The sequence below is a fragment of the Citrobacter sp. Cu096 genome, assembly GCF_030332285.1.
Taxonomy (GTDB): Bacteria; Pseudomonadota; Gammaproteobacteria; order Enterobacterales; family Enterobacteriaceae; genus Citrobacter; species Citrobacter meridianamericanus.
The window spans coordinates 20,934-44,896 of record NZ_JAOWID010000029.1; the positions used below are offsets into that span (position 1 = coordinate 20,934).

The window sequence follows — 23,963 nt, forward strand, 5'->3', positions numbered from 1 at the left end:
AAATCGCAGACGCTGACATCTGGTGATCGGAGTCACAATTACAAAAAATGATCAAAATTAAATCTTGCTCATTATTCATAATTTAAACATTATTTTGTGGAACCGGTTTCCTGTCTGCGTTTCATAACCCAGAAAAGCGACCCAACGTAAACGGATAAAAAATAACGTACCCTACTGATAAAACAGGATTAAATCCGATGTCCAAGAATTATGCAGCGCTGGCGCGCTCCGTTGTGACGGCTCTGGGAGGCGTTGACAACATCACAGCAGTGACCCACTGTATGACCCGTTTGCGTTTCGTTATCAAAGATGACTCGCAGGTCGACAGCGCGACGCTGAAGACGCTCTCTGGCGTACTTGGCGTGGTGCGTAGCGATAACCAGTGCCAGGTGATCATCGGCAACACCGTTTCGCAGGCGTATCGCGAAGTGGTCAGCCTGTTGCCTGCCAATATGCAGCCTGCTGAGCCGCAAACCAAACCCCGACTGACACTGAAGCGGATTGGCGCGGGGATCCTCGACGCGCTGATCGGCACCATGTCGCCGTTGATCCCGGCTATTATCGGCGGATCAATGCTCAAGCTGCTGGCAATGATCCTCGAAATGACCGGCGTGCTGGAGAAAGGATCGTCCACGCTCACCATTCTGACCGTTATCGGTGACGGCGCATTTTTCTTCCTGCCGCTGATGGTCGCCGCGTCGGCCGCTATCAAATTCAAAACCAACATGTCGCTGGCAATCGCCATCGCAGGCGTACTGGTGCACCCCAGCTTCATCGATCTGATGGCGAAGGCTGCGCAGGGTGAGCACGTTGAGTTTGCCCTGATCCCGGTGACGGCGGTGAAATACACCTACACGGTGATCCCGGCGCTGGTGATGACCTGGTGCCTGTCATACATCGAACGTTGGGTGGATAGCATCACTCCGGCGGTAACCAAAAACTTCCTTAAACCAATGCTAATCGTGCTGATCGCCGCGCCGCTCGCCATCGTCATCATTGGCCCGATCGGTATCTGGATCGGTAGCGCAATTTCCGCGCTGGTTTATACCATTCACGGCTATCTCGGCTGGCTGTCGGTGGCCATTATGGGCGCATTGTGGCCGCTGCTGGTGATGACCGGCATGCATCGCGTCTTCACCCCAACCATTATTCAGACCATTGCTGAAACCGGGAAAGAAGGCATGGTGATGCCGTCAGAAATCGGCGCCAACTTGTCGTTAGGCGGTTCATCGCTGGCAGTGGCATGGAAAACCAAAAACCCGGAACTGCGTCAGACGGCGTTAGCGGCAGCCGCCTCCGCCATCATGGCGGGCATTTCCGAACCTGCGCTGTATGGCGTGGCAATCCGCCTGAAACGACCGCTGATTGCAAGCCTTATCAGCGGTTTTATCTGCGGTGCCGTTGCCGGGATGGCCGGGCTGGCGAGTCATTCCATGGCGGCTCCTGGCTTGTTCACCAGCGTACAGTTTTTCGATCCGGCCAATCCGATGACCATCGTTTGGGTGTTTGGCGTGATGGCGCTGGCGGTAGTGCTTTCCTTTGTATTAACGCTGATTCTGGGCTTTGAAGATATCCCTGTCGAAGATGCAGCCGCGCAGGCCAGAAAAAACCTGGCCGCACAACCGGGCAATATCAATGGAGCCAGCATTTGACTGGTATGAACTGAGGTTAATTATGTCTGTTTTTCCGCAAGGATTTTTATGGGGCGGCGCACTGGCCGCCAACCAGTCTGAAGGGGCATACCGGGAAGGCGGCAAAGGACTGACTACCGTCGATATGATCCCCCACGGCACACATCGGATGCCCGTCAAGCTGGGTCAGGAAAAGCGCTTTGCGCTGCGGGATAACGAATTTTATCCCAGCCATCAGGCGATCGATTTTTATCATCGCTACAAAGAGGATATCGCGCTGATGGCGGAAATGGGGTTTACGGTTTTTCGTACTTCCATTGCCTGGAGCCGTCTCTACCCCAACGGCGATGAGCTGACGCCGAATGCAGAGGGTATCGCGTTTTACCGGGCGGTATTTGCCGAGTGTAAAAAATACAGTATTGAACCGCTGGTCACGCTGTGTCACTTCGATGTGCCGATGCATCTGGTCACCGAGTACGGCTCCTGGCGTAACCGCAAAATGGTTGAGTTCTTTACCCGCTACGCCCGTACCTGCTTCGAGGCTTTTGATGGGCTGGTGAAATACTGGCTGACGTTCAACGAAATCAACATTATGTTGCACAGCCCCTTTTCAGGCGCCGGGCTGGTATTTGAAGAAGGTGAAAATCAGGATCAGGTGAAATATCAGTCCGCTCACCACGAACTTATTGCCAGCGCCCTGGCGACGAAAATAGCCCATGAAATTAATCCGCAAAACCAGGTCGGTTGTATGCTGGCTGGCGGTAATTTTTATCCTTATTCCTGTAAACCAGAAGATGTGTGGACCGCGCTGGAAAAAGACCGCGAAAACCTGTTCTTTATTGATGTGCAGGCGCGCGGGGCTTATCCCGCTTACTCTGCCCGCGTGTTTCGCGAAAAGGGCGTGGTGATAGAAAAAGCCCCGGAAGATGACGATATCCTGAAAAACACCGTCGATTTTGTCTCGTTTAGCTACTACGCATCACGCTGTGCCTCGGCGGAAATGAACACCGGCAATACCAGCGCCGCCAACGTGGTGAAGTCGCTGCGTAATCCGTACATTGCCGCCAGCGAATGGGGCTGGGGCATCGATCCGCTTGGTCTGCGCATTACCATGAATATGATGTATGACCGCTACCAGAAACCGTTGTTTCTGGTGGAAAATGGGCTGGGGGCGAAAGATGAAATTGATGCTAACGGCGAGATCAATGACGACTACCGCATCAGCTATTTACGCGAACACATTCGCGCGATGGCTGACGCTATTGAAGATGGTGTGCCGCTGATGGGTTACACCACATGGGGCTGTATTGATTTGGTTTCTGCCTCAACCGGTGAGATGAGTAAACGCTACGGTTTTGTGTATGTGGACCGCGATGATACGGGCAACGGCACGCTGGCGCGCACCCGCAAGAAATCATTCTGGTGGTACAAAAAAGTGATCGCCAGCAACGGCGTCGATCTGGCGTGAAGGGCCTGCCGGAGGGGTCCACAGCCCTCCGGCAGACGTGCGTATTTTCATTTCATTTATTGCATTCAAAATGTGGAACCGTCCTTCCCGTTTCAGGTTTGCCCCCACGCTTTTTTACTGGCATTTTATTCAGTAGTTTTTAATCCTGGTCGCTCACCATAAGGAAGCGCGCATGTCTGATAAAAATGGCACAGCAGCAGTGGCTATCACCAAACCCGTCCGTCGTTTAACTGTTGGATATGTCAGAAAACGCCATGAGGATCCCAAAACGGGTTACACGCGACGAATCAGTCGGCACGCTTCACTCACACTGAACGGCGACTGGCTGGAACAAGCAGGGTTTCCTACCGGAACAGCAGTGAGTGTGTCAGTGACCCAGGGGAAATTAATTATTGAGCAGGCCATTGAGTAACGAGGATAGGCGGGGAAACAGGCCGGATGTCACTCCCATCCGGCACTGATACGGTTTACTCTTCCGGCGCTTCAAGCTCGGAGAATCCACCGTGCCCTTCCCAGCCAGCTAACCGCTGATAGACGGTATCGACCGCATCCTTGATTGGTTGTGTCATTGGGTAATAAAAACCAACAATATCCGGCTGAATACCAAGGAAAATCACCTCGCCAACATCGTCTTTCAGCTGATCAACCAGGTAGTTCAGCGGCATGTTGTGAGTGGTCATCATGAACATCTCGGCAATGTCATCGGGATCGATAATGCGGATTTGACCTGGGTTCAGCCCCATATCGGTAGCATCAACAATCAACAAACGTTGCGGACGCAGTTCACGGATGGCGACAATGTCGTTCTCCGGCGCGCTACCGCCGTCGATGACAACCCAGTTGCCTTGAGGATTTGCGACACACATTTCAGCCAGCAGGGGACCCGCGCCGTCGTCGCCCATCATGCTGTTACCCACACATAATAAAACGTCAGTCACGATGTCTCCTCACCATCAGATAGATGGCGCTTTCCTGGTGGATGTCGTGCAACATGCTGAGCATCAGTTTGCTCCACTCCTGCTGCTGCGGGGTTTGCACGGCACGCGCATCATCGAACGCACGCGCCAGCATTTGTACATGGTTGAAATCGATGACGATCTCGCCGTACTTCGGCACGCCCTCCATTTTCCGGCGGGCTTCACTGCCTTCGGCAAGCGTGGCAATCCACGCCAGATAGTCATCCCACGGACAGGTTAACGCCGCTTCCAGGCAATCGATGATCCCAAGGTGGTGACCAATCGCCAGGCTGTAATAGACAACCTGCTGCGCCTCGGCGGGCGTTGCATCGTTCTCATCAATAAACTTACGGCTCAGTTGGCTGAACACCACCGTTTCACTCATCGGATACGTGCCTCTTCAACAACATGGTTAAGATGCGTAACGATCTCGGTCAGACGCGGATCGTTTTCCGCTTCCAGCCAGCGCGCCACCTGGTGCTCGCCCTGGCCTAACTGCGTCATATAATCATCAGCAATCTGGCGACCATAGCGATAGCCCGCCAGACGGCGCGCCTCGCGATCGATCTTCACGCGCAGCGGTTGAACCATATCCGAATGCAGAATTTCGGCGGGCTGCCCATCCAGTTCACCCGGCGCACGCGCGTGAATTTTCTGTTCCAGCAGACCAAGCGCCATGGCAAAACCGTACAGCGTGGCCGCAGGCGTTGGCGGGCAGCCAGGGATATACACATCCACCGGTACGATTTTGTCCGTGCCGCCCCATACGCAGTATAAGTCGTGGAAGATACCGCCGCTGTTGCCGCAGGCACCGTAAGAGATACAAATTTTCGGGTCTGGCGCAGACTGCCAGGTGCGCAGCGCCGGAGAGCGCATGGCACGTGTTACCGCGCCGGTAAACAGCAGGATATCCGCATGGCGCGGGGACGGTACCACTTTGATGCCAAAGCGTTCGGCGTCAAACAACGGAGAGAGCGTGGCGAAGATTTCGATTTCGCAACCGTTGCAGCCGCCGCAGTCCACACGGTAAACGTACGCTGAACGCTTGATGCTTTTTAGCAGCGACGCTTTCATGCTGGCAATGGATTCATCCACCGTCATCGGTACCGGAATACCGTTGGCATCACGTGGGCCTAATAAATTGCTCATCAGCTGGCCTCTTTCATATGGCGAGTCAGTTCAATACGGTCAGACGGCACCAGGCATTTCTGGCGCTTACAATCCGGGCAGGTCTCAAAGCTTTCGCGGTGGTTTTCCGCACGGGAATCACCGTTGTGCTTCAGCAACGCAATGGCGTAATCAATCTCTTTTTGTACCGCAAACGGGCGGTTACATACGCGGCAATTACACAGCGCAAAGCGAGACTGCTGCAGGAAATCCTCTTTCTTCCACACCGCCAGCTCATACTCCTGCGACAGCTTGATTGCCGCCGTCGGGCAAACTTCTTCGCAGCGGGCGCAGAAGATGCAGCGACCAAGGTTGAACTGCCACGCCAGTTCATTGGTGACCAGATCGGTTTCAACCGTCAGCGCGTTCGACGGGCACGCATTCACACAGGCCGCGCAGCCAATACACTGCTGCGGATTGTGTTCCGGTTTGCCACGGAAGTTTTTATCGACCGCAATCGGCTCCAGCGGATACGACGACGTCGGCGCCCCGGTTTTGATGACTTTTTTGATAAAGGTAAACATGGCGATTCCTTATTTCAGCGGCGAGTTTTTACGCTCGATGCTGTAGCGCTCAAGTTCTTTGTACGGCACGACTTTGCTCTTCTTCTTACGCACATCAACCACGGTCATACGGTCAGTACAGGAGTAGCAAGGATCGAGGCTACCGATAATCAGCGGTGCATCGGAAACGGTATTGCCACGCAGCATGTAGCGCAGCGTCGGCCAGTTGGCGTAGGTCGCCGCACGGCAACGCCAGCGATACAGTTTCTGGTTATCGCCGGTCATACTCCAGTGGATATCATCTCCGCGCGGCGCTTCAGCAAAGCCCAGTGCAAAACGGTGAGGAATATAAGTAAAGCCTTCTACCATCAGCGGACCGCCCGGCAGGTTATCCAGACCAAAGTCGATCATATTCAGTGCGGTATAGACTTCATTAATACGAACTTTCAGACGAGAAATAACGTCGCAGCCCTGCTCGCTATGAACTTCCATCGGCAGCAGACTATAGCCAACAAACGGGTGATCGGCGCGGGTATCGCGCGCGTGGCCGCTGGCGCGAACCATCGGGCCGACGTTACTGAAGTCGCGGGCAATTTCCGGATCCAGACGACCAATACCGACCGTACGCTGTTCCATGTTTGGCGTGCTGAGCAGCATATCGACCAGTTCCTGCACGTCACGACGCATCTGCTGCGCCAGTTGACGGGTCTGGATCATATCTTCTTTCAGCAGATCACGACGGATACCGCCGATCAGGTTCAGACCGTAAGTTTTACGTGCCCCGGTGAGGATCTCCGCCATCTTCATCGACGTTTCACGCACGCGGAAGAACTGCATAAAGCCGGAGTCAAAACCGGTGAAGTGACAGGCCAGACCGAGGTTCAGCAGATGTGAGTGCAGACGCTCAACTTCCAGCAGAATGGCGCGGATCATCTGCGCACGCTCCGGCACCACGATGCCCATCGCATTCTCAACGGAGGTGGTATAGGCGGTGCTATGCGCAAAGCCGCAGATACCACACACGCGATCTGACAGGAACGTCACTTCGTTGTAACCCATACGGGTTTCCGCCAGTTTCTCCATGCCGCGATGGACATAGAACAGACGGTAGTCGGCGTCGATGATGTTCTCGCCGTCAACGAACAGACGGAAGTGACCTGGTTCATCAGAGGTGACGTGCAGCGGGCCGATCGGCACCACGTTATTTTTCTTGTCGCCCAGTTCGTTGATGAACTCGTAGGTTTCAGCATCGGTAGTCGGCGCCGGGCGCTGACGATAATCCATGCTGTCTTTACGCAGCGGATAGAGTTCGTCCGGCCAGTCATCAGGCAGTACCAGACGGCGCTCATCCGGCAAACCAACCGGGATCAAACCGTACATATCGCGCACTTCGCGCTCACCCCAGACCGCAGCCGGAACACGCGGCGTGACGGACGGGAACTCCAGCTTATTGGCATCGACTTCAACGCGGACGGTTATCCAGCACTTGGTGCCCTGCTCCATCGACATCACGTAGTAAACGGCGTAATGGCCGCACAGCTGACGTTCGTCGTTACCAAACAGCACGGACAACCAGCCGCCCTGTTTGTAGTACAGGAACTCCACCACTTCCGGCAGGTAGTTCACCTTGACGGTGATCGTCAGCTGATCTTTGGTCTGCCAGGCTTCATCCAGCACCACGCCCGGAAAGGCCTGATGCAGCGCAGCGAGATAGTGTTGACCTAATTTTTCTTCAGACATGCTCAAACTCTCTTAAATCACGCCACCAGCAAGGAGACGAACGCTAAAAACGCAAACCCAAAACCGGCCCAGGTCACGCGTGAAGTGGCGCAAAAACGCAGACGCGCCATGCTGTTTTCGAACAGGGCGATAACCAGCACGCCGAGAACCAGTTTGACGACGGCAATCACCAACGCCAACAGCAGCCCCCCGGCGGTGAAGGTTTCCATCTGTCCCCACGGCAAGAACACACCAACGAACATTTGCAGAACAACCAATTGCTTAAGGCTAATGCCCCATTTCAGCACCGCAAAACCGCTGCCGCTGTATTCGGTCAATGGGCCTTCCTGCAGTTCCTGCTCGGCTTCCGCCAGATCGAACGGTAGTTTGCCCATTTCGATAAAAGTGGCAAAAGCGCAGGCGCACAGCGCCAGAATCAGCGGGATGCTTCGCGCAGCAGGCCAGTGGTAAATGGTATCGGCGATGTTGCTGATATGGGTTGAACCGGCAACCTGCGCTGCAACCCACAGGCCCAGCAGCAGGATGGGTTCAACCAATACGCCGAGCATCGCTTCGCGGCTGGCACCAATGGCGGTAAACGGGCTACCGGTATCCAGTCCCGCGATAGAGAAGAAGAAGCGGGCGATAGCGAACAGATAAATTAAGGTGATCAGATCGCCCAGTTGCGGCAGCGGTGAGCCAACGGTCACTACCGGCAACGCAGTGGCGATAGTCAGCATCACGCCCACCATCACAAACGGCGTCAGGCGGAAAACCCAGCTGGAATCCGCAGGCGCAATGCTCTGACGCCCCAGCAGTTTGATAATGTCGCGGTATTCCTGCAAAACGCCCGGACCGCGGCGATTGTGCAAACGCGCACGCGCCACGCGGGTAACACCGGAAAGCAGCGGCGCAACGGCAAACAGCACCAGCGCCTGAATTAACGGATATAAAACACTCATTCTCAGGCTCCTCGTGAAACCACAATCACCACCAGTACCGCCAGCTCAATCAGCGCCAGGCGACGGAACAGCACCGGCGCAGCCGCATTCTGCCAGCCCGGAACCAGTGATACCGGATTCAGCCATTTACGCAGTTTGAGTACCGGAGCAAAGGCTTCTTTCACTGGCATAGCAAAACCATGCGCAGTAATGACCATTGACTGCTCGTGATCGTAGCCACACACCCATGCCGCACCGCGTGAACGCGACGGCAGGCGGTTACCTTTGAAAATCGCCATGATGATGAACGGCAGTAGCGGACACGCGATCAGCAGCAGCGTGATCATCGGCTGAGAAACGGTGGTGTTCGCGGTTTCCAGCGGTAGCGGAACAGCAGAGGAGATCATCGGCAGCAGCCACGGCGCAGCCACACCGCCAATCACACAGCAGATAGCCAGCGCAACGACACTCACACCCATCAGGATTGGTGCGCAGCAGGCATTCTCAGCTTCCTTCGTACGCGGTGCGCCAAGGAACGTTACGCCATAGACTTTTGCCATACACATCACCGCCAGCGCGCCGGTAATTGCCAGCCCAACCGCCAGCAACGGCCCTAACAGACGACCGACAAACGCCCCGCTGTTACCCAGCTTGAAGAAGGATTGATAGATAACCCACTCACCGGCAAAACCGTTCAGCGGCGGCAGCGCGGCCATCGCCATCAGGCCAACCAACATCGCCAGAGAGATAACCGGCATACGTTTACCGATCCCGCCCAGTTTTTCGATATCGCGATGACCGGTACGGAACCAGATGCTGCCCGCGCCCAGGAACAGAACGCTTTTGAACAGGCTGTGGTTGACCAGATGATACAGACCACCGGTTAAACCCAGCGCAATCAAAGCAGGTTGATTCAGGGAAATGCCGGTCACGCCAGCACCCAGACCCAGCAGAATAATGCCGATATTTTCCAGCGTGTGGTACGCCAGCAGACGCTGGATGTTGTGCTCCATCAGCGCATAAAGACCGCCGACAAATGCGGTGATCATACCCAACACCAGCAGCGTAATTCCCCACCACAGCGGCGCGTTACCGCCCAGCAGCGACAGCGACAGAATACCCAGCAGCCCCACCTTCATGACCACGGTAGAGAACAGCGCCGCAGCCGGCGCGCTGGCGTTGGCGTGTGCCTGCGGCACCCATCCGTGCAGCGGAATAATCCCGGCCAGCAGGCCAAAACCTGCCACACCCAGCAGCCAGATGTCAGACCCGAGCGGCAGCTCCTGAGTGCGCAGGTCTAGCAGACGCAGCTCCAGCGTGCCGTAACGTTGCCACACAAGGTAGCAGGCAATCGCCAGCAGCAGCGTACCGATACGCCCCAGCGCAAACCACAGTTTCCCCTCTTTGCTGCAGCCGGTGAGGAACACGGCACAAAGCGCCATGATTTCCGCCATCACCACCAGCGTCCCGAGGTTGCTGGCCACCACCGCACATACCGCTGCTGCCATCAGCAAATTTATCAGCAGGCCGTTAGCTTTGACCTGTGGATGACGATGCCAGTCGATGTTGTACAGGCTGACAAACAGGCCACACAAGCCCAGCGTAATCAGCCAGATGGCATTTAGCGGGGTAATTTGCAGACTGTGACCAATAAACGGCATCACGCCGCTGACCGCCAGCGCATTAGTCAGAACGGTAAAACCCGCAGCCGCCGTACACAAGCTGCCGACCGCGCCGCCAACCCCGGCAATCCAACCGCTCAACGGTTTATGAAATGAAAACAGAAATGCCAGAACCGCCGCAGCCGCAAACCAAGCCACGCCGCTGTTAATTAGTGAAATTGCGCTCATTTTGCATCCCCACTCTGAGCCTGCTGAAACAAGGTGAGATCGCCGAAATCGGTATTGAAAGTCAGCTCACGCTTACGTTTGCTGGCGCGGGCGATATCCATGTTGCTCACCAGGTGCAGGGCTTTGGTTGGGCACATGCGCACGCAGGCCGGACCCTGTTCGTCAAAACTGCACAGATCGCATTTCACCGCAATGGCGCGAACGCCCGGAACCCAGTCCAGCAGCGTGCTCACACGGGCAGGTGCAGGCGGAGCCGGAGGCGCTTTTGGCGTATTGGCGTTTGCCGGGATGTGTAGCGGACGGCTACCGGAAAACTCAATCGCGCCGAACGGACAGGCAATCCCGCACAATTTGCAACTGACGCACAGGCTTTCATTCAGCTGTACAGCACCGTCAACACGATTAATCGCATTAACCGGACAAACGGTGGCGCAAGGTGCATCTTCACACTGGTGGCAAAGCTGCGGCGCGGATTCTTTTTCATTTAACATCACTTTCAGGCGCGGCATTGACTGCAGGCCATGCTGGCGATGTGTCTCTGAGCAGGCAGCTTCACAGGTGTGGCAGCCGATACAAAGAGTGGAGTCAGCAATTACAAAACGATTCACCAGGCATTCCTCAGGTGATAGTCATTTTTGACGAAAACATGTCTGCGAAATGTCATTTCGACATTTTTCGACATGCCCATTCCCTAAACTGTCGTGACGCAGAATGAAAGCGCATCATGACAAAACTGGGCAGTACCCGAGGCTTAAGCCGGGCTATGTCCCTCAACCAGTTGACTTAAATTCACCGGCATATTGTTCTCAACCGCGGTATACAGGCTGTCGTAGACGGTGGCGATTTTTTCGAGATAGTGCTCCAGCACCTGTTCACGATCGCGGGCGTTGATACGCTCATCGACTTTACCGTCGATGGTCAACTGTGCCTGTGCAATCAGTTGTTTATCATCACCATCTTTTGTTTCGACGTAGTACTCGATGGTGTGGCTGTTAAAGCCATCCGCCAGCGTGACGTAGATAGTGAAGTGTTCAAAAAGGACAAAGCAGAGATCTTTGTCCGGCGCACAGCTCATTGCATGATGCAAACGCGCTTTCGACAGGGTGATCCCCTGAACCAGCGAGTTACAGTAAATACGCCACTGGTCCTGTAGGCGACGATGCCGTTCAGCGATGTAATCGGCTTTTTCGCTTATTTCCCAAATAGTCATGTCAGGTTACCCGTTTAGCAGAGATGAACAGCTTTAAGCACATTTCATGCCAAAATTAAAAACCTTAATTTTCATACAGATAAAAAATCAAAAACGAGTGACGACATGTCATTTCGTCATTGTCGTCATTGTCACGTTGGAAAAAATCCAAGCTGGCATGTTTATTGCTTTTAGTACGGCAACTTCACAGGAGGCGGTATGCACGAAATAACCCTCTGCCAACGGGCACTGGAATTGATTGAACAACAGGCCACCCAGCACGGCGCAAAACGAGTAACTGGGGTCTGGCTCAAAATTGGCGCATTTTCTTGCGTAGAAACCAGCGCTCTCGCCTTTTGTTTTGATCTGGTATGCCGTGGCACCCTTGCAGAAGGTTGTAAACTCCACCTCGAAGAACAAGAAGCCGAATGTTGGTGCGAATCTTGTCAGCAATACGTCACCTTACTGACGCAACGCGTGCGTCGGTGCCCGCAATGCAACAGCGATACGCTGAGAATTGTGGCCGATGACGGTCTACAGATTCGGCGAATTGAAATTGGCGACGCTGAAGATTAATTAATGCCGGATATCGACTTAGTCATTTCCGGCATAAAAAGCTAGTAATAAGCAATAGATCAGGAGTGAGCGATGTGTACGACATGTGGTTGCGCTGAAGGCAACCTTTATATAGAGGGTGATGAGCATAATCCCCACTCGGCGTTTCGCAGCGCGCCATTTGCCCCGGCGGCTCGCCCGGCACTGAATATTACCGGTGTGAAAACCTCCAGTTTCACACCGAGTCAGACCGAAGAAGGCGATTTGCACTATGGTCACGGTGAAGCAGGTACCCATGCGCCGGGCATGAGCCAGCGCCGCATGCTGGAAGTGGAAATTGACGTACTGGATAAAAACAACCGTCTGGCCGAACGCAACCGCGCCCGCTTTGCCGCTCGTCAGCATCTGGTACTGAACCTTGTCTCAAGCCCGGGTTCCGGTAAAACCACGCTGCTGACCGAAACGCTGATGAAGCTCAAAGACAACGTGCCGTGTGCCGTCATTGAAGGCGACCAGCAAACGGTTAACGATGCTGCACGTATTCGTGCCACGGGCACGCCAGCCATCCAGGTCAACACCGGTAAAGGTTGCCACCTCGACGCCCAAATGATCGCTGACGCCGCGCCGCGTTTGCCGCTTGAAGACAATGGTATTTTGTTCATTGAAAACGTCGGCAACCTGGTTTGCCCGGCGAGTTTCGACCTCGGCGAACGCCATAAAGTGGCCGTGCTTTCCGTCACTGAAGGCGAAGACAAACCGCTGAAATACCCGCATATGTTTGCCGCCGCCTCGCTGATGCTGCTCAATAAAGTGGATCTGCTACCGTACCTCAATTTTGACGTAGATAAGTGCATCGCCAGCGCCCGGGAAGTGAACCCGGAAATTGAGATCATCCTGATTTCTGCCACCAGCGGCGAAGGGATGGAGCAATGGCTCTCCTGGCTGGAGACGCAGCGATGTGCATAGGTGTTCCGGGTCAAATCCGCACCATTGACGGCAACCAGGCTAAAGTCGACGTTTGCGGTATTCAGCGCGACGTCGATCTGACGCTGGTCGGTAGCTACGATGAGCATGGTCAACCCCGTTTGGGCCAGTGGGTACTGGTTCACGTCGGCTTTGCCATGAGCATCATTAATGAAGCAGAAGCGCGCGACACGCTCGATGCGCTACAAAACATGTTTGACGTTGAGCCGGATGTCGGCGCGTTGCTGTATGGCGAGGAAAAATAATGCGTTTTGTTGACGAATACCGCGCACCAGAACAGGTGATGCAGTTGATAGAGCACCTGTGTGAACGTGCTGCACTCCTCCCCTACACTGCTGAACACCCGCTGCGCATCATGGAAGTTTGTGGTGGTCATACCCACGCAATCTTCAAGTTCGGTCTCGATCAATTACTGCCTGAAAACGTCGAGTTTATTCATGGTCCGGGCTGCCCGGTTTGCGTTCTGCCGATGGGCAGAATCGACAGCTGTGTAGAAATTGCCAGCCATCCGGAAGTGATTTTCTGCACCTTTGGTGATGCGATGCGCGTCCCGGGTAAACAAGGTTCCCTGCTACAAGCCAAGGCGCGCGGCGCGGATATCCGCATCGTCTATTCACCGATGGATGCGCTGAAGCTGGCACAGGAAAACCCAACGCGTAAGGTTGTGTTCTTTGGCCTGGGTTTTGAAACCACCATGCCAACAACCGCCATTACCCTGCAACAAGCAAAACAGCGTGACGTGCAGAATTTTTACTTTTTCTGCCAGCACATCACGCTTATCCCTACGCTGCGCAGCCTGCTGGAACAACCGGACAACGGCATTGATGCCTTTTTAGCGCCGGGCCACGTCAGCATGGTGATTGGTACCGATGCCTATAATTTCATTGCCTCAGATTTCCATCGTCCGTTAGTGGTCGCCGGTTTCGAACCGCTCGATCTGCTGCAGGGCGTGGTGATGTTGATTGAGCAGAAAATTGCCGCGCACAGCCAGGTAGAAAACCAGTACCGTCGCGTGGTACCGGACGCCGGTAACGCGCTAGCGCAACAGGCAATTGCCGACGTTTTCTGCGTCAATGGCGACAGCGAATGGCGCGGTCTGGGCGTGATTGAATCTTCCGGTGTTCATCTGACGCCGGAGTATCAACGCTTTGATGCCGAAGCGCATTTCCAGCCAGCACCGCAGCAGGTGTATGACGATCCGCGTGCGCGTTGCGGAGAGGTATTGACCGGCAGATGCAAACCGCATCAGTGCCCGCTATTTGGTAAAACCTGTAATCCGGAGACCGCATTTGGCGCCCTGATGGTCTCCTCAGAAGGCGCATGTGCCGCCTGGTATCAATATCGTCAGCAGGAGTGTGAAGCATGAACAGCGTACAACTCGCCCACGGTAGCGGCGGTCAGGCTATGCAGCAGTTGATCAACAGTCTGTTTATGGAGGCTTTTGCGAATCCGTGGCTGGCGGAACAGGAAGATCAGGCACGTCTGGAACTGGCGCAACTGGTCGCTGAAGGCGACCGTCTGGCGTTTTCAACCGACAGCTATGTTATTGATCCGTTGTTCTTCCCGGGGGGGAATATCGGCAAGCTGGCTATCTGTGGTACGGCTAACGATGTGGCCGTCAGCGGCGCGCTCCCGCGCTATCTCTCCTGCGGTTTTATCCTCGAAGAAGGTTTACCAATGGAGACACTGAAAACCGTCGTTAACAGCATGGCGGCAACCGCGCGCGAAGCGGGCATTGCCATCGTCACCGGCGACACCAAGGTTGTACAGCGCGGCGCGGCGGACAAACTGTTTATCAACACCGCCGGAATGGGCGCGATCCCGGCTAACATTCACTGGGGGGCACAAACCCTGAGCGTGGGCGATGTGCTGCTGGTCAGCGGTACGCTTGGCGATCATGGCGCAACTATCCTCAACCTCCGCGAACAACTGGGTCTTGATGGCGAACTGGTCAGTGACTGCGCGGTATTGACACCGCTTATCCAGACGCTACGTGATATCCCCGGCGTGAAGGCGCTGCGTGACGCGACCCGTGGCGGCGTGAATGCGGTAACGCATGAATTTGCCGCATCATGCGGGTTTGGTATTGAGCTGTCAGAAGCGGCCCTGCCCGTGAAGCCTGCAGTACGTGGCGTTTGCGAACTGCTGGGCCTCGATGCGCTCAACTTTGCTAACGAAGGCAAGCTGGTGATTGCCGTTGAACGTCAGGCCGCTGAAACGGCGCTTGCCGCGCTGCGCGCGCATCCGTTAGGACGCGATGCCGCAATGATTGGCGAAGTGGTAGAGCGCAAGGGTGTGCGTCTTGCCGGACTCTACGGCGTGAAACGAACCCTTGATTTACCACACGCCGAACCCTTACCTCGTATATGCTAACAGCCCATTAGCGGCAACGTGTAGGCCGGATAAGCTGAAATCGCTATCCGGCAATAATTTACGACTTATACCTATAATTCATTTACCGTTTTCGCACCGTTCTGCGGTGCTTTTCCTGGAAAAGCAATATGTCGTATACACCGATGAGTGACCTCGGACAGCAAGGCCTGTTCGATATTACTCGTACATTATTACAGCAGCCCGATCTCCCGTCTCTCAGCGAGGCGCTTTCGCAGCTGGTCAAGCGTTCAGCGCTGGCCGACTGTGCGGCTATTGTCTTATGGCAGGCACAAACGCAGCGTGCGCGTTATTTTGCGACGCGTGAAAATGGTAAACCCATCGATTATGAAGACGAAACAGTACTGGCCCATGGCCCGGTACGCCGTATTTTGTCCCGCCCCGATGCGCTGCACTGCAACTATCACGAATTTACTGAAACCTGGCCACAGCTGGCCGCTGGCGGACTGTATTCTGAATTTGGCCACTACTGCCTGCTGCCGCTGGCGGCGGATGGGCGCATCTTTGGCGGCTGTGAATTCATCCGTAATGAAGATCGTCCATGGAGTGAAAAAGAGTACAACCGGCTGCAGACCTTCACCCAAATAGTCGGCGTTGTAGCTGAACAAATTCAAAGCCGGGTCAGCAACAACGTCGATTACGATCTGTTGTGCCGCGAGCGTGATAACTTTCGCATCCTGGTCGCCATCACCAATGCAGTGCTCTCTCGCCTGGACATTGACGAACTGGTCAGCGAAGTCGCCAAAGAGATCCACCACTACTTCGACATCGATGCCATCAGCATCGTGTTACGCAGCGATCGCAAAAACAAACTCAGCATTTATTCCACCCACTATCTGGATGAACATCATCCGGCGCACGAACAAAGTGAAGTGGATGAAGCTGGTACGCTTTCCGAACGCGTGTTCAAAAGCAAAGAGATGCTGCTGATTAATCTGAGCGAACGCGATACGCTCGCCCCTTACGAACGGATGCTGTTCGAAACCTGGGGCAACCAGCTACAGACCCTGTGTCTGCTGCCGCTGATGTCGGGCAATACTATGCTCGGCGTCCTTAAGCTGGCGCAGTGCGAAGAGAAAGTGTTCACCACTGCCAACCTCAAACTGCTACGCCAAATCGCCGAACGCGTGGCGATCGCCGTAGATAACGCTCTCGCCTATCAGGAAATTCATCGCCTGAAAGAGCGCCTGGTCGATGAAAACCTGGCGCTCACAGAACAACTTAACAACGTGGAGAGCGAGTTCGGCGAAATCATTGGCCGCAGTGAAGCAATGTACAGCGTGCTCAAACAGGTCGAAATGGTGGCGCAAAGCGACAGCACCGTCCTGATTCTCGGCGAAACCGGAACCGGTAAGGAGCTGATTGCCCGCGCAATTCACAACCTGAGTGGGCGTAATGCCCGCCGGATGGTAAAAATGAACTGTGCCGCCATGCCAGCCGGGTTGCTGGAAAGCGACCTGTTTGGTCATGAGCGCGGCGCGTTTACCGGGGCCAGCACGCAGCGGATTGGACGTTTCGAGCTGGCCGATAAAAGCTCGCTGTTCCTCGATGAAGTGGGCGACATGCCGCTGGAGCTTCAGCCCAAACTGCTGCGCGTATTGCAGGAGCAGGAGTTTGAACGTCTGGGCAGCAATAAACTGATCCAGACCGACGTTCGCTTGATCGCCGCCACTAATCGCGATCTGAAAAAGATGGTCGCCGATCGCGAGTTTCGTAACGATCTCTACTATCGACTGAACGTCTTCCCAATCCATCTGCCGCCACTGCGCGAGCGCCCGGAAGATATCCCGCTGCTGGTGAAAGCTTTCACCTTTAAAATTGCCCGCCGGATGGGGCGCAATATCGACAGCATTCCTGCCGAAGCGCTGCGTACGCTGAGCAGCATGGAATGGCCGGGCAACGTGCGCGAACTGGAAAATGTGGTGGAGCGTGCAGTTCTGCTTACCCGAGGCAACGTGCTACAGCTGTCCCTGCCGGATATTGCCGCGTTGACGCCGTCCGCACCACCAGTGGCCACCGAAGTTGCGCAGGATGGCGAGGACGAATACCAGTTGATCATGCGCGTTCTGAAAGAGACCAACGGCGTGGTTGCCGGTCCTAAAGGTGCAGCGCAGCGCCTGGGACTGAAGCGCACCACGTTACTCTCGCGTATGAAACGCCTGGGCATTGATAAGGATGCGCTGGTTTAACTGATTGCCCGATAGCGCCACGCTTATCGGGCATCTGAATTACTTCTTGCGCTGATATTTCTCTGGCAATTCCGGGACAGGGCGTTTGTCATCAATCAGATGACGCACGGTCAGAATCGGATGACGCCAGAACATTCTTGGCCCAGCCCAGCGCATAATTTGTTTCATCTCTTCGCGTTTAGTAGGTTGATAACAGTGTACCGGACACTGTTTACAGGCCGGTTTTTCCTCACCAAATACGCACTTATCGAGGCGCTTTTGCGCATAGGCAAACAACGCATCGTAATGCCCCGGCTCGTCTGAAGCCTGCGGACACTGGCTCTCGTAGAGTGAGAGCATTCTCCGGATCGTCATTTTTTCACGAGCAATACGTTTGCCGGACATAATGCCTCCATAATTAAGTTGCATAAATAATACACCTTAACCATAGAGGCAACCAAGAGCCGTTAATCATTCCAGGAAAAATGACTAAATAGCTCTGCGTTTATAAGGTCGATAATGCGGTAGCCAAAAGTTATCTTTAATACTCTGCAACAGCGTCTCGTCGCTCATCTTCTCCGCCACACCGGAATGCTGTGCTGCCTTACCGACCTCAAAAGCAACACTGCGAGTCACTTCGCAGATTGTCTTAACCTCCGGTAGCAGAGCACCTTCACCATTGCGCACCAGTGGAGAAGCATTGGCCAGTGCGCAGCTTGCCGCCATCAGCATCGTGTCTGTTATGCGCGTCGCGCCGCTGGCGATAGCCCCCAGACCGATGGCCGGGAAAACATACACATTATTGCACTGTGCAACGGGAATGGAACCCCCATTAAATACAACCGCATCGCAGGGACTGCCTGTCGCGATGATGGCCCGTCCCTCGGTCCAGCGCACGATATCTTCTGGCCGCGCTTCCATTCTCGAGGTGGGATTCGACAGCGGCATGACAATCGGGCGATCGCAGTATTGATACATCGTGCTAATCACCTCCTGCGAGAACAGTCCGGCCTGGCCCGACACACCCAGCATCACCGTGGGTTTGACATTATGAATCACCTCCAGTAATGACGGCGCCTGCCCATCATACTGCCAGTCAGATAAGGCTTCGGGAGGTTGCGCCAGCGATTGCTGGAAATCAGCTAAGGCATCATTGGTGGTCATCACCAGACCGTCGCGATCCACCATAAAAATGGTCCGTCGGGCTTCAGTCTGGCTCATACCTTCAGATATACGACAGGCAATAATATGCTGGGCGATGCCACATCCTGCCGCGCCCGCCCCTACAATCACGATGGGTTGCTGGCAGAGGTCGCGACCGCTACCACGACAGCCCGAGAGAATTGTTGCAAGAGCCACTGACGCCGTGCCCTGAATATCATCATTAAAACAGCATAGTTCATCACGATAACTCGCCAACAAAGGGATCGCTGTATGCTGGGCGAAGTCTTCAAACTGCAGCAGAACGTTAGGCCAGCGTCGTTTAACCGCCGCAATAAACATGCCAATAAATGCGAAGTAATCTTCACCGGTGATACGCGGATGACGCCAGCCGATATAGCGCGGATCGTCCAGCAGTCGTGTATTGTTAGTGCCGACATCCAGAAGAATGGGTAACGTATTCGCCGGATTTACCCCTCCACAAACGGTATAAAGCGACAACTTCCCGATAGGAATACCCATACCGCCAACGCCCTGGTCGCCCAAGCCCAGAATGCGCTCACCATCAGTGACGACAATGACTTTAATATCGTGCCGTGGAATATCATGCAAAATATCGTCAATACGATCGCGATCGGGCCATGAAATAAATACACCACGCGCACGACGATATATCCAGGAGAATTTTTCGCAGGCGGCCCCGACTACCGGGGTATAAACGATTGGCAGCATCTCAGGTAGATGCTTTTTCAGCAGATAATAAAATAACGTTTCGTTGGTATCCTGAATATTACGCAAATAAATATGCCGGGCGTTGTGGGATTCAGCCTCAAGATATTGTTGATACGCCCGCTCGGCTTGTTCATCAATATTCTCAATGGCGCAAGGCAGTAGCCCACTCAGGTTAAAGTCATGTCGTTCTTGTTGCGTGAAGCTGCTTCCCTTGTTCAATAACGGAGACTCAAGCAGTAACTTGCCCGTAAACGGGACGTATAAAACATCGTTTGTCACGTTGCCATCCATAAATTACAACCAGATAAACAATAAGAGCCTGCATTAACAGGCTCTCGGGATTCAAATCAGGACATAGTTGGCAACCAGCATCGCCGCGATACCGGCCAGCGCTGGAAGCAGCGTCCTTCTGACGATCATAAACGGTGAACATTCCCCTGCTTTGCTTACCGCAATAATGATGCCAGCCACAGGAGACATTGAGCGCCCCATTCCCGCCATCAGTTGCATAGGCAGGATCATATTAACGGCGCTTTCGCCAAATTTTGCCGCAATGGAGGGGGCCAGGCCGGAGAAAGAGAAGAAGGCAGCAACGCCAGAGCCAGTCAGTACAGCGGTTACTCCCACCAGCGCGGTCATCACTAGTGTCATGCTGGTAAAGCCCAGACCTGCGTTTTGCACCGACTGCAGCAGGTAGTCCACTGCGCCAATTTTCTGCAGCCCCTGCGCATAGATATCCGCACACACCAGCAAGGAAACGATGCTGGTAAACATGCTGCCCATACCTTTGAAGAAGACCTGTAATCCTTTACAGCAGCTTTTGAAATCTCGGGTTGACACCAGTTCAAAGAAAAATGCGACGACCGCGCCAAGAATCATCGCCGTCACTACGTCAATTTTAATTGATTTGATCACCAGCGGGCTAAAGACCAGCACCAGAACCACAGGCAGAACCGGCAGAAGCGCGTAAATAACGGGAGACTTGCGACCCTCTTCTTCCGCTTGCGCGACACTTTGCTCGCCCGGCACGAAGCCATCCTTTTTGTCAAAATATTTCGCGGTGAAGTAAATCACTACCGCAACAGCCAGCATCACCACCACCGCGACCGGCATCTGGTAATGAGCAAAGTAGATAGCGCTTTCCATTCCGGCATGCTTGGCCGCCAAATTCGCTGTTCCAACCGCAGGCCCTAAATCCATAAACGCGCACAGACCAATCATCGCTGCCGCAGAGGCTTTACTGACTCCGAGACGGACCAGAACCGGGAAGAATGTCACCAGCAGCAACATCGCCAATCCCGCCGCACTTGAAATTGCCACATGCAGAAGCTGCGCACAGATGTACCCCAGCGCGAGGATAAGGTAAGGCGCTTTAATCACTTGTAGCGGACGAATGCACATATTAACCATCGCGTTCGACGCTTTGATGTGATCCATATAGCTGGCAAATCCGCCCGCAGCCATGATGATAAGACCAATACCCGCAATTTGTGTGGTCAGCGATTCTTTAGCAAAGCTAAAGATATCCAGCCAGGTTGATCCCGTGGATTTGGCTTTATCATAGAGAATGCTTTTTTCAGGATAAAACAGTACGGTAATGGTCAATAATGCCAATCCAGCGAGTAATAAAACAGTTTGCGGCTGATAATTTTTCACAATTAACCATGCAGCAATAGCTGTTATCACTATAGCTATAATAAACGCTGTCATAATAACAATTCCTATGCCATACAAATCGGGTAGGGTTACCTGTCATATCATCATAGCTTATGTAGGATAGTAAAAAATTACACCTATATATAAGCAGCTATAATATGTACGTAAATTTATCGTATTACATACTCAAATATTGAGATTTAAGTGTAATGGGTTGTGTGGTTGTAAAATACGGGAAAGGTGTTTTCCCACCCCTTTTTGTGAGTAAGATCGCAACTCATCTGAATAAGGTAGCATCCGTAAGAAAAGGCTGGATGCGGGTTTCCAAGATATTCATTCAATGGTTGACGTCGAAAAGGTATTATCCTATAACAACGTTGATATACAACAGCAACCGGGTGTTATCCATGTACAATAAAAACACATTAAGTCTGGATGAGTATAACTTACTGACTCTTAATATGGGTGATCTAACTGAATCTGAGTGCCGACTTAATGAGTACATTAATAAACACTTTAATGAACTCCCTTATCATGGCATTGTTGATCTCTCGCAAAATTCGATGGTAAGCAAAGCAACTATTGGCCGATTTTTAAATAAGATTGGGTTTACGGGTTATGCTGCTTTCCGTAAGGCATTAGATATCACGCTGTCAAAAAATAAAATATCTGCGCCGTTTGAGAAAAACATCAAACTGCGTAACAATCCCAGCATTACCACCGAAACTATCGTTACCGATTTCACCCACAAAGTATCAGAGTTATTTAATCAATTTAAAAATAATATTGATATTGAGAGCCTTAATGCGTTTATAGATCTGGTGCTGAATAATAAACGTCATATTTATGTCGTCGGCCCTTCATCATCTCATGCCATGGCGACGCATTTTTGTACACTGCTAAAGTACTTTCGCAGCAACATCACTCTGTTACCGACGGACATCAGCGAGCTCCCCAAATGTCTCATCAATATTGAGGAAGGGGATGTCCTGATTGTTTTCTCTTACTATCGATTTAACCGGGTCGCCCTCAATATTGCAAAATGGTTCAGAAAAAAGAATGCCGTCGTAGTGTTGGTGACCAACTCAGAGGCGAACCCTTACGGTAAGTTCTGCGATCTGCAGTTTGTTCTCCCAAGCGACGTACACTCCATTTTTCAAAGCCGTATTCTTGGCTTCTTTTTTATCGAACTCATTCTGCATCTGGCTTATGAGAAAGGAGATAGCGAGGGTAATTTTGCCCAACTGGAAGAATTATTCGTCTTTTTCGAAACATTTTCTGCTTCGGCCCACAATACTTAGCGCCACCAACCGCCAGGAGTGTTATCCCTCCCGGCGACATGACGAATCAGGCAATATCTGCGGTTTTCACGCGATCGAACTCAGCGATAGTCTCAGCGATTAGCGCGTCGTTAGCCCCGATATATGACAGCGGCTCGCAGGCGGCAGCAATTTCCGCCCCAGATAATGACGCGCGGATTTCCAGGCTAGCCAGTACGATCTCCATGAAGCTGTGCTCGCCGGTTGCATGCTTCAGCAGCTTTTTCACTAGGTTATAAGCGGACTCTCTGCCAATTTTGGCGGCAAGCTTCATTGTCAGCGATTCCGACATAATAAAGTGCTTTGAGCAGTCAAAATTAGCGCGCATCTTATCTTCATTAACAATGAGATGCGAAAGCAGGCTCTTTGCGCGTGTCAGGCTGGTCGATAACGCATTAGAGGCCTCCGGAAGGATCGTCCAGTTTAATACCCGCATAGAGGCTGCTCGCACATCCTGTTGATCCAGCATTGCTGGCGCGCCGGAAGCATACATCCACCCCATTCTTGCCAGCGTTTGCATCATATTACTGGCGCGTGGATTAACTTTGTGTGGCATGGTGCTGGATCCGCCACCGCCCTCTCCCTCAAGTACTTCAGCAATCGGCGTACGTCCCATTGTTTCGACATCGTTGGCCAGACGACACAGCGTGCCGTGAACAAGAGCAAAAAACTGCACAACTTCAACGACCGCATCCTGACTGGCATTATTAATCCCGCAGGGCACGTTCAGACCCAACGCTAACATCAGCCGCTGGCGTGTTTCCATTCCCTGCTTACCTACAGAAGCCAGATTCCCCACCGCACCACCAAAAAGTCCGGTTACGGCACGCGGATACAGCTGCTGTAGACGTGTCAGGTGGCGGTTTATCTCCGCCAGATAACTGCAAACATGAAGCCCCCACGTCGTTGCAGAAGCATCCACCGAATTGGTTCGTGCAACCATTACCGTGCGAGCATGTCGTAACGCCATCGTTTTCATGGCTTCGCCAACATCAAGCAATTGCTCACGTAACAGTTGCAGCGTTTGCTGCAATCTCATCGCCATGCCTGAGTCCAGTAAATCCTGAGTGGTACATCCCCAGTGCAGAAACTGACTTACCAATGGTGTTCCACTGGCGGAGATCTGATCGATCAGCGGCTTTATAGCCATGCCGACGGTTTTTGTTTCTTGCGCCAGGGTGGGCCAGTCAATCTCTATTTCCCGACAGGTTTGTTCAATTTCAACGGCTGCTTGTTGAGGAATAATCCCCAGCTCACTTTGCACTCGAGCGACCGTCGCCTCAAAACGCAACCAACAACGCAGCAGATTGTCGTCAGACCATATTTCCCGCATCTTCTCCTGAGTGAACAATGATGAATAAAGGTCAGAATCAAATACCGTTGTTTGCTTCCCGTACATACAGCGCCTCTCCGGCTAGTGAATGCGTGATAATCGAAAATGTGATTAATCAATTTTGCGGGATTTGTCTGCCAAATTATAGGGGAAAATAGTATTCCCACCCCAAAATAGGCCATGAGAATGTAATATTCCCATTTTCAGTTTTTGCCTTCTGTAAAAATGCGATGTAGTTCA

Annotated in this window: 23 protein-coding genes; 10 read left to right on the forward strand and 13 right to left on the reverse strand. The window is 53.2% G+C overall.

Features of this window, described 5'->3' with window-relative positions; all coding sequences use genetic code 11:
• Positions 1 to 197 precede the first annotated feature (197 nt).
• From ascF to OGX99_RS13005, 3 genes are all read left to right on the forward strand, one after another.
• Positions 198 to 1,652 carry a PTS cellobiose/arbutin/salicin transporter subunit IIBC gene (gene ascF, locus OGX99_RS12995; protein ID WP_286543774.1) on the forward strand — a complete coding sequence of 485 codons (1,455 nt, stop codon included), beginning with the start codon at positions 198 to 200 and terminating at the stop codon, positions 1,650 to 1,652.
• A gap of 22 nt (positions 1,653 to 1,674) precedes the next feature.
• On the forward strand, positions 1,675 to 3,099 hold the full coding sequence (locus OGX99_RS13000; protein ID WP_151224243.1) for a 6-phospho-beta-glucosidase: 1,425 nt from the start codon (positions 1,675 to 1,677) through the stop codon (positions 3,097 to 3,099).
• Positions 3,100 to 3,271: 172 nt separating this feature from the next.
• A complete protein-coding gene (locus tag OGX99_RS13005) occupies positions 3,272 to 3,511 on the forward strand; it encodes a SymE family type I addiction module toxin (RefSeq protein WP_151218200.1) in 240 nt (79 codons plus the stop codon).
• A gap of 55 nt (positions 3,512 to 3,566) precedes the next feature.
• Here OGX99_RS13005 and hycI read toward each other — a convergent pair whose 3' ends face one another.
• From hycI to hycA, 9 genes are all read right to left on the reverse strand, one after another.
• Entirely contained in the window at positions 3,567 to 4,037 is a 471-nt protein-coding gene (gene hycI / locus OGX99_RS13010; protein WP_151224245.1) for a hydrogenase maturation peptidase HycI, read from the reverse strand.
• Positions 4,030 to 4,440 carry a formate hydrogenlyase maturation HycH family protein gene (locus OGX99_RS13015; protein WP_005130585.1) on the reverse strand — a complete coding sequence of 137 codons (411 nt, stop codon included), beginning with the start codon at positions 4,438 to 4,440 and terminating at the stop codon, positions 4,030 to 4,032. Before OGX99_RS13015 ends, hycI begins: the two co-directional genes overlap by 8 nt.
• Positions 4,437 to 5,204, reverse strand: a complete 768-nt coding sequence (gene hycG, locus OGX99_RS13020) for a formate hydrogenlyase subunit HycG (protein WP_286543776.1) — start codon at positions 5,202 to 5,204, stop codon at positions 4,437 to 4,439. The genes OGX99_RS13015 and hycG overlap by 4 nt, the downstream gene beginning before the upstream one ends.
• Positions 5,204 to 5,746, reverse strand: a complete 543-nt coding sequence (hycF, locus tag OGX99_RS13025; RefSeq protein WP_003846595.1) for a formate hydrogenlyase subunit HycF — start codon at positions 5,744 to 5,746, stop codon at positions 5,204 to 5,206. Before hycF ends, hycG begins: the two co-directional genes overlap by 1 nt.
• A 9-nt stretch (positions 5,747 to 5,755) precedes the next feature.
• A complete protein-coding gene (gene hycE, locus OGX99_RS13030) occupies positions 5,756 to 7,465 on the reverse strand; it encodes a formate hydrogenlyase subunit HycE (protein ID WP_252838664.1) in 1,710 nt (569 codons plus the stop codon).
• A 17-nt stretch (positions 7,466 to 7,482) separates the two neighbouring features.
• A complete protein-coding gene (locus tag OGX99_RS13035; RefSeq protein WP_003825914.1) occupies positions 7,483 to 8,406 on the reverse strand; it encodes a respiratory chain complex I subunit 1 family protein in 924 nt (307 codons plus the stop codon).
• A gap of 2 nt (positions 8,407 to 8,408) precedes the next feature.
• On the reverse strand, positions 8,409 to 10,235 hold the full coding sequence (gene hycC, locus OGX99_RS13040; RefSeq protein ID WP_187258903.1) for a formate hydrogenlyase subunit 3: 1,827 nt from the start codon (positions 10,233 to 10,235) through the stop codon (positions 8,409 to 8,411).
• Entirely contained in the window at positions 10,232 to 10,843 is a 612-nt protein-coding gene (gene hycB / locus OGX99_RS13045) for a formate hydrogenlyase subunit HycB (RefSeq protein ID WP_005130602.1), read from the reverse strand. The genes hycC and hycB overlap by 4 nt, the downstream gene beginning before the upstream one ends.
• 143 nt (positions 10,844 to 10,986) lie before the next feature.
• A complete protein-coding gene (gene hycA / locus OGX99_RS13050) occupies positions 10,987 to 11,445 on the reverse strand; it encodes a formate hydrogenlyase regulator HycA (protein WP_151218204.1) in 459 nt (152 codons plus the stop codon).
• Between the two features lie 198 nt (positions 11,446 to 11,643).
• Here hycA and hypA point away from each other — a divergent pair, with 198 nt between their 5' ends.
• The 6 genes from hypA to flhA all read left to right on the forward strand — a co-directional run bounded on the left by hypA (position 11,644) and on the right by flhA (position 17,543).
• On the forward strand, positions 11,644 to 12,000 hold the full coding sequence (gene hypA, locus OGX99_RS13055) for a hydrogenase maturation nickel metallochaperone HypA (protein WP_042310587.1): 357 nt from the start codon (positions 11,644 to 11,646) through the stop codon (positions 11,998 to 12,000).
• 72 nt (positions 12,001 to 12,072) lie between these two features.
• The gene (hypB, locus tag OGX99_RS13060; protein ID WP_187253106.1) at positions 12,073 to 12,945 is read left to right on the forward strand and encodes a hydrogenase nickel incorporation protein HypB; all 873 of its coding nucleotides are present in this window, start codon (positions 12,073 to 12,075) and stop codon (positions 12,943 to 12,945) included.
• The gene (hypC, locus tag OGX99_RS13065) at positions 12,936 to 13,208 is read left to right on the forward strand and encodes a hydrogenase 3 maturation protein HypC (RefSeq protein ID WP_151218206.1); all 273 of its coding nucleotides are present in this window, start codon (positions 12,936 to 12,938) and stop codon (positions 13,206 to 13,208) included. The genes hypB and hypC overlap by 10 nt, the downstream gene beginning before the upstream one ends.
• Complete coding sequence (gene hypD, locus OGX99_RS13070) at positions 13,208 to 14,329, forward strand: hydrogenase formation protein HypD (protein WP_151218207.1); 1,122 nt, start codon at positions 13,208 to 13,210, stop codon at positions 14,327 to 14,329. Before hypC ends, hypD begins: the two co-directional genes overlap by 1 nt.
• Positions 14,326 to 15,336 (forward strand): hydrogenase expression/formation protein HypE, encoded by a 1,011-nt coding sequence (hypE, locus tag OGX99_RS13075; RefSeq protein ID WP_151218208.1) that lies wholly within the window; start codon positions 14,326 to 14,328, stop codon positions 15,334 to 15,336. Before hypD ends, hypE begins: the two co-directional genes overlap by 4 nt.
• Before the next feature lie 128 nt (positions 15,337 to 15,464).
• Positions 15,465 to 17,543 carry a formate hydrogenlyase transcriptional activator FlhA gene (gene flhA, locus OGX99_RS13080; RefSeq protein WP_187253108.1) on the forward strand — a complete coding sequence of 693 codons (2,079 nt, stop codon included), beginning with the start codon at positions 15,465 to 15,467 and terminating at the stop codon, positions 17,541 to 17,543.
• A gap of 39 nt (positions 17,544 to 17,582) precedes the next feature.
• On the opposite strand, the gene OGX99_RS13085 is transcribed toward flhA, so the two are convergent.
• The 3 genes from OGX99_RS13085 to dcuC form a co-directional block, all read right to left on the reverse strand.
• On the reverse strand, positions 17,583 to 17,927 hold the full coding sequence (locus tag OGX99_RS13085) for a nitrous oxide-stimulated promoter family protein (RefSeq protein WP_286543976.1): 345 nt from the start codon (positions 17,925 to 17,927) through the stop codon (positions 17,583 to 17,585).
• 84 nt (positions 17,928 to 18,011) lie between these two features.
• Positions 18,012 to 19,706 carry an NAD-dependent malic enzyme gene (locus OGX99_RS13090; RefSeq protein WP_252838663.1) on the reverse strand — a complete coding sequence of 565 codons (1,695 nt, stop codon included), beginning with the start codon at positions 19,704 to 19,706 and terminating at the stop codon, positions 18,012 to 18,014.
• Positions 19,707 to 19,757: 51 nt separating this feature from the next.
• On the reverse strand, positions 19,758 to 21,125 hold the full coding sequence (gene dcuC, locus OGX99_RS13095) for a C4-dicarboxylate transporter DcuC (protein ID WP_151218209.1): 1,368 nt from the start codon (positions 21,123 to 21,125) through the stop codon (positions 19,758 to 19,760).
• A gap of 353 nt (positions 21,126 to 21,478) precedes the next feature.
• On the opposite strand from dcuC, the gene OGX99_RS13100 reads away from it, so the two are divergent.
• Complete coding sequence (locus OGX99_RS13100; RefSeq protein ID WP_286543786.1) at positions 21,479 to 22,372, forward strand: MurR/RpiR family transcriptional regulator; 894 nt, start codon at positions 21,479 to 21,481, stop codon at positions 22,370 to 22,372.
• Positions 22,373 to 22,418: 46 nt separating this feature from the next.
• On the opposite strand, the gene OGX99_RS13105 is transcribed toward OGX99_RS13100, so the two are convergent.
• Entirely contained in the window at positions 22,419 to 23,789 is a 1,371-nt protein-coding gene (locus OGX99_RS13105) for a class-II fumarase/aspartase family protein (protein WP_252838662.1), read from the reverse strand.
• Positions 23,790 to 23,963: the final 174 nt, after the last annotated feature.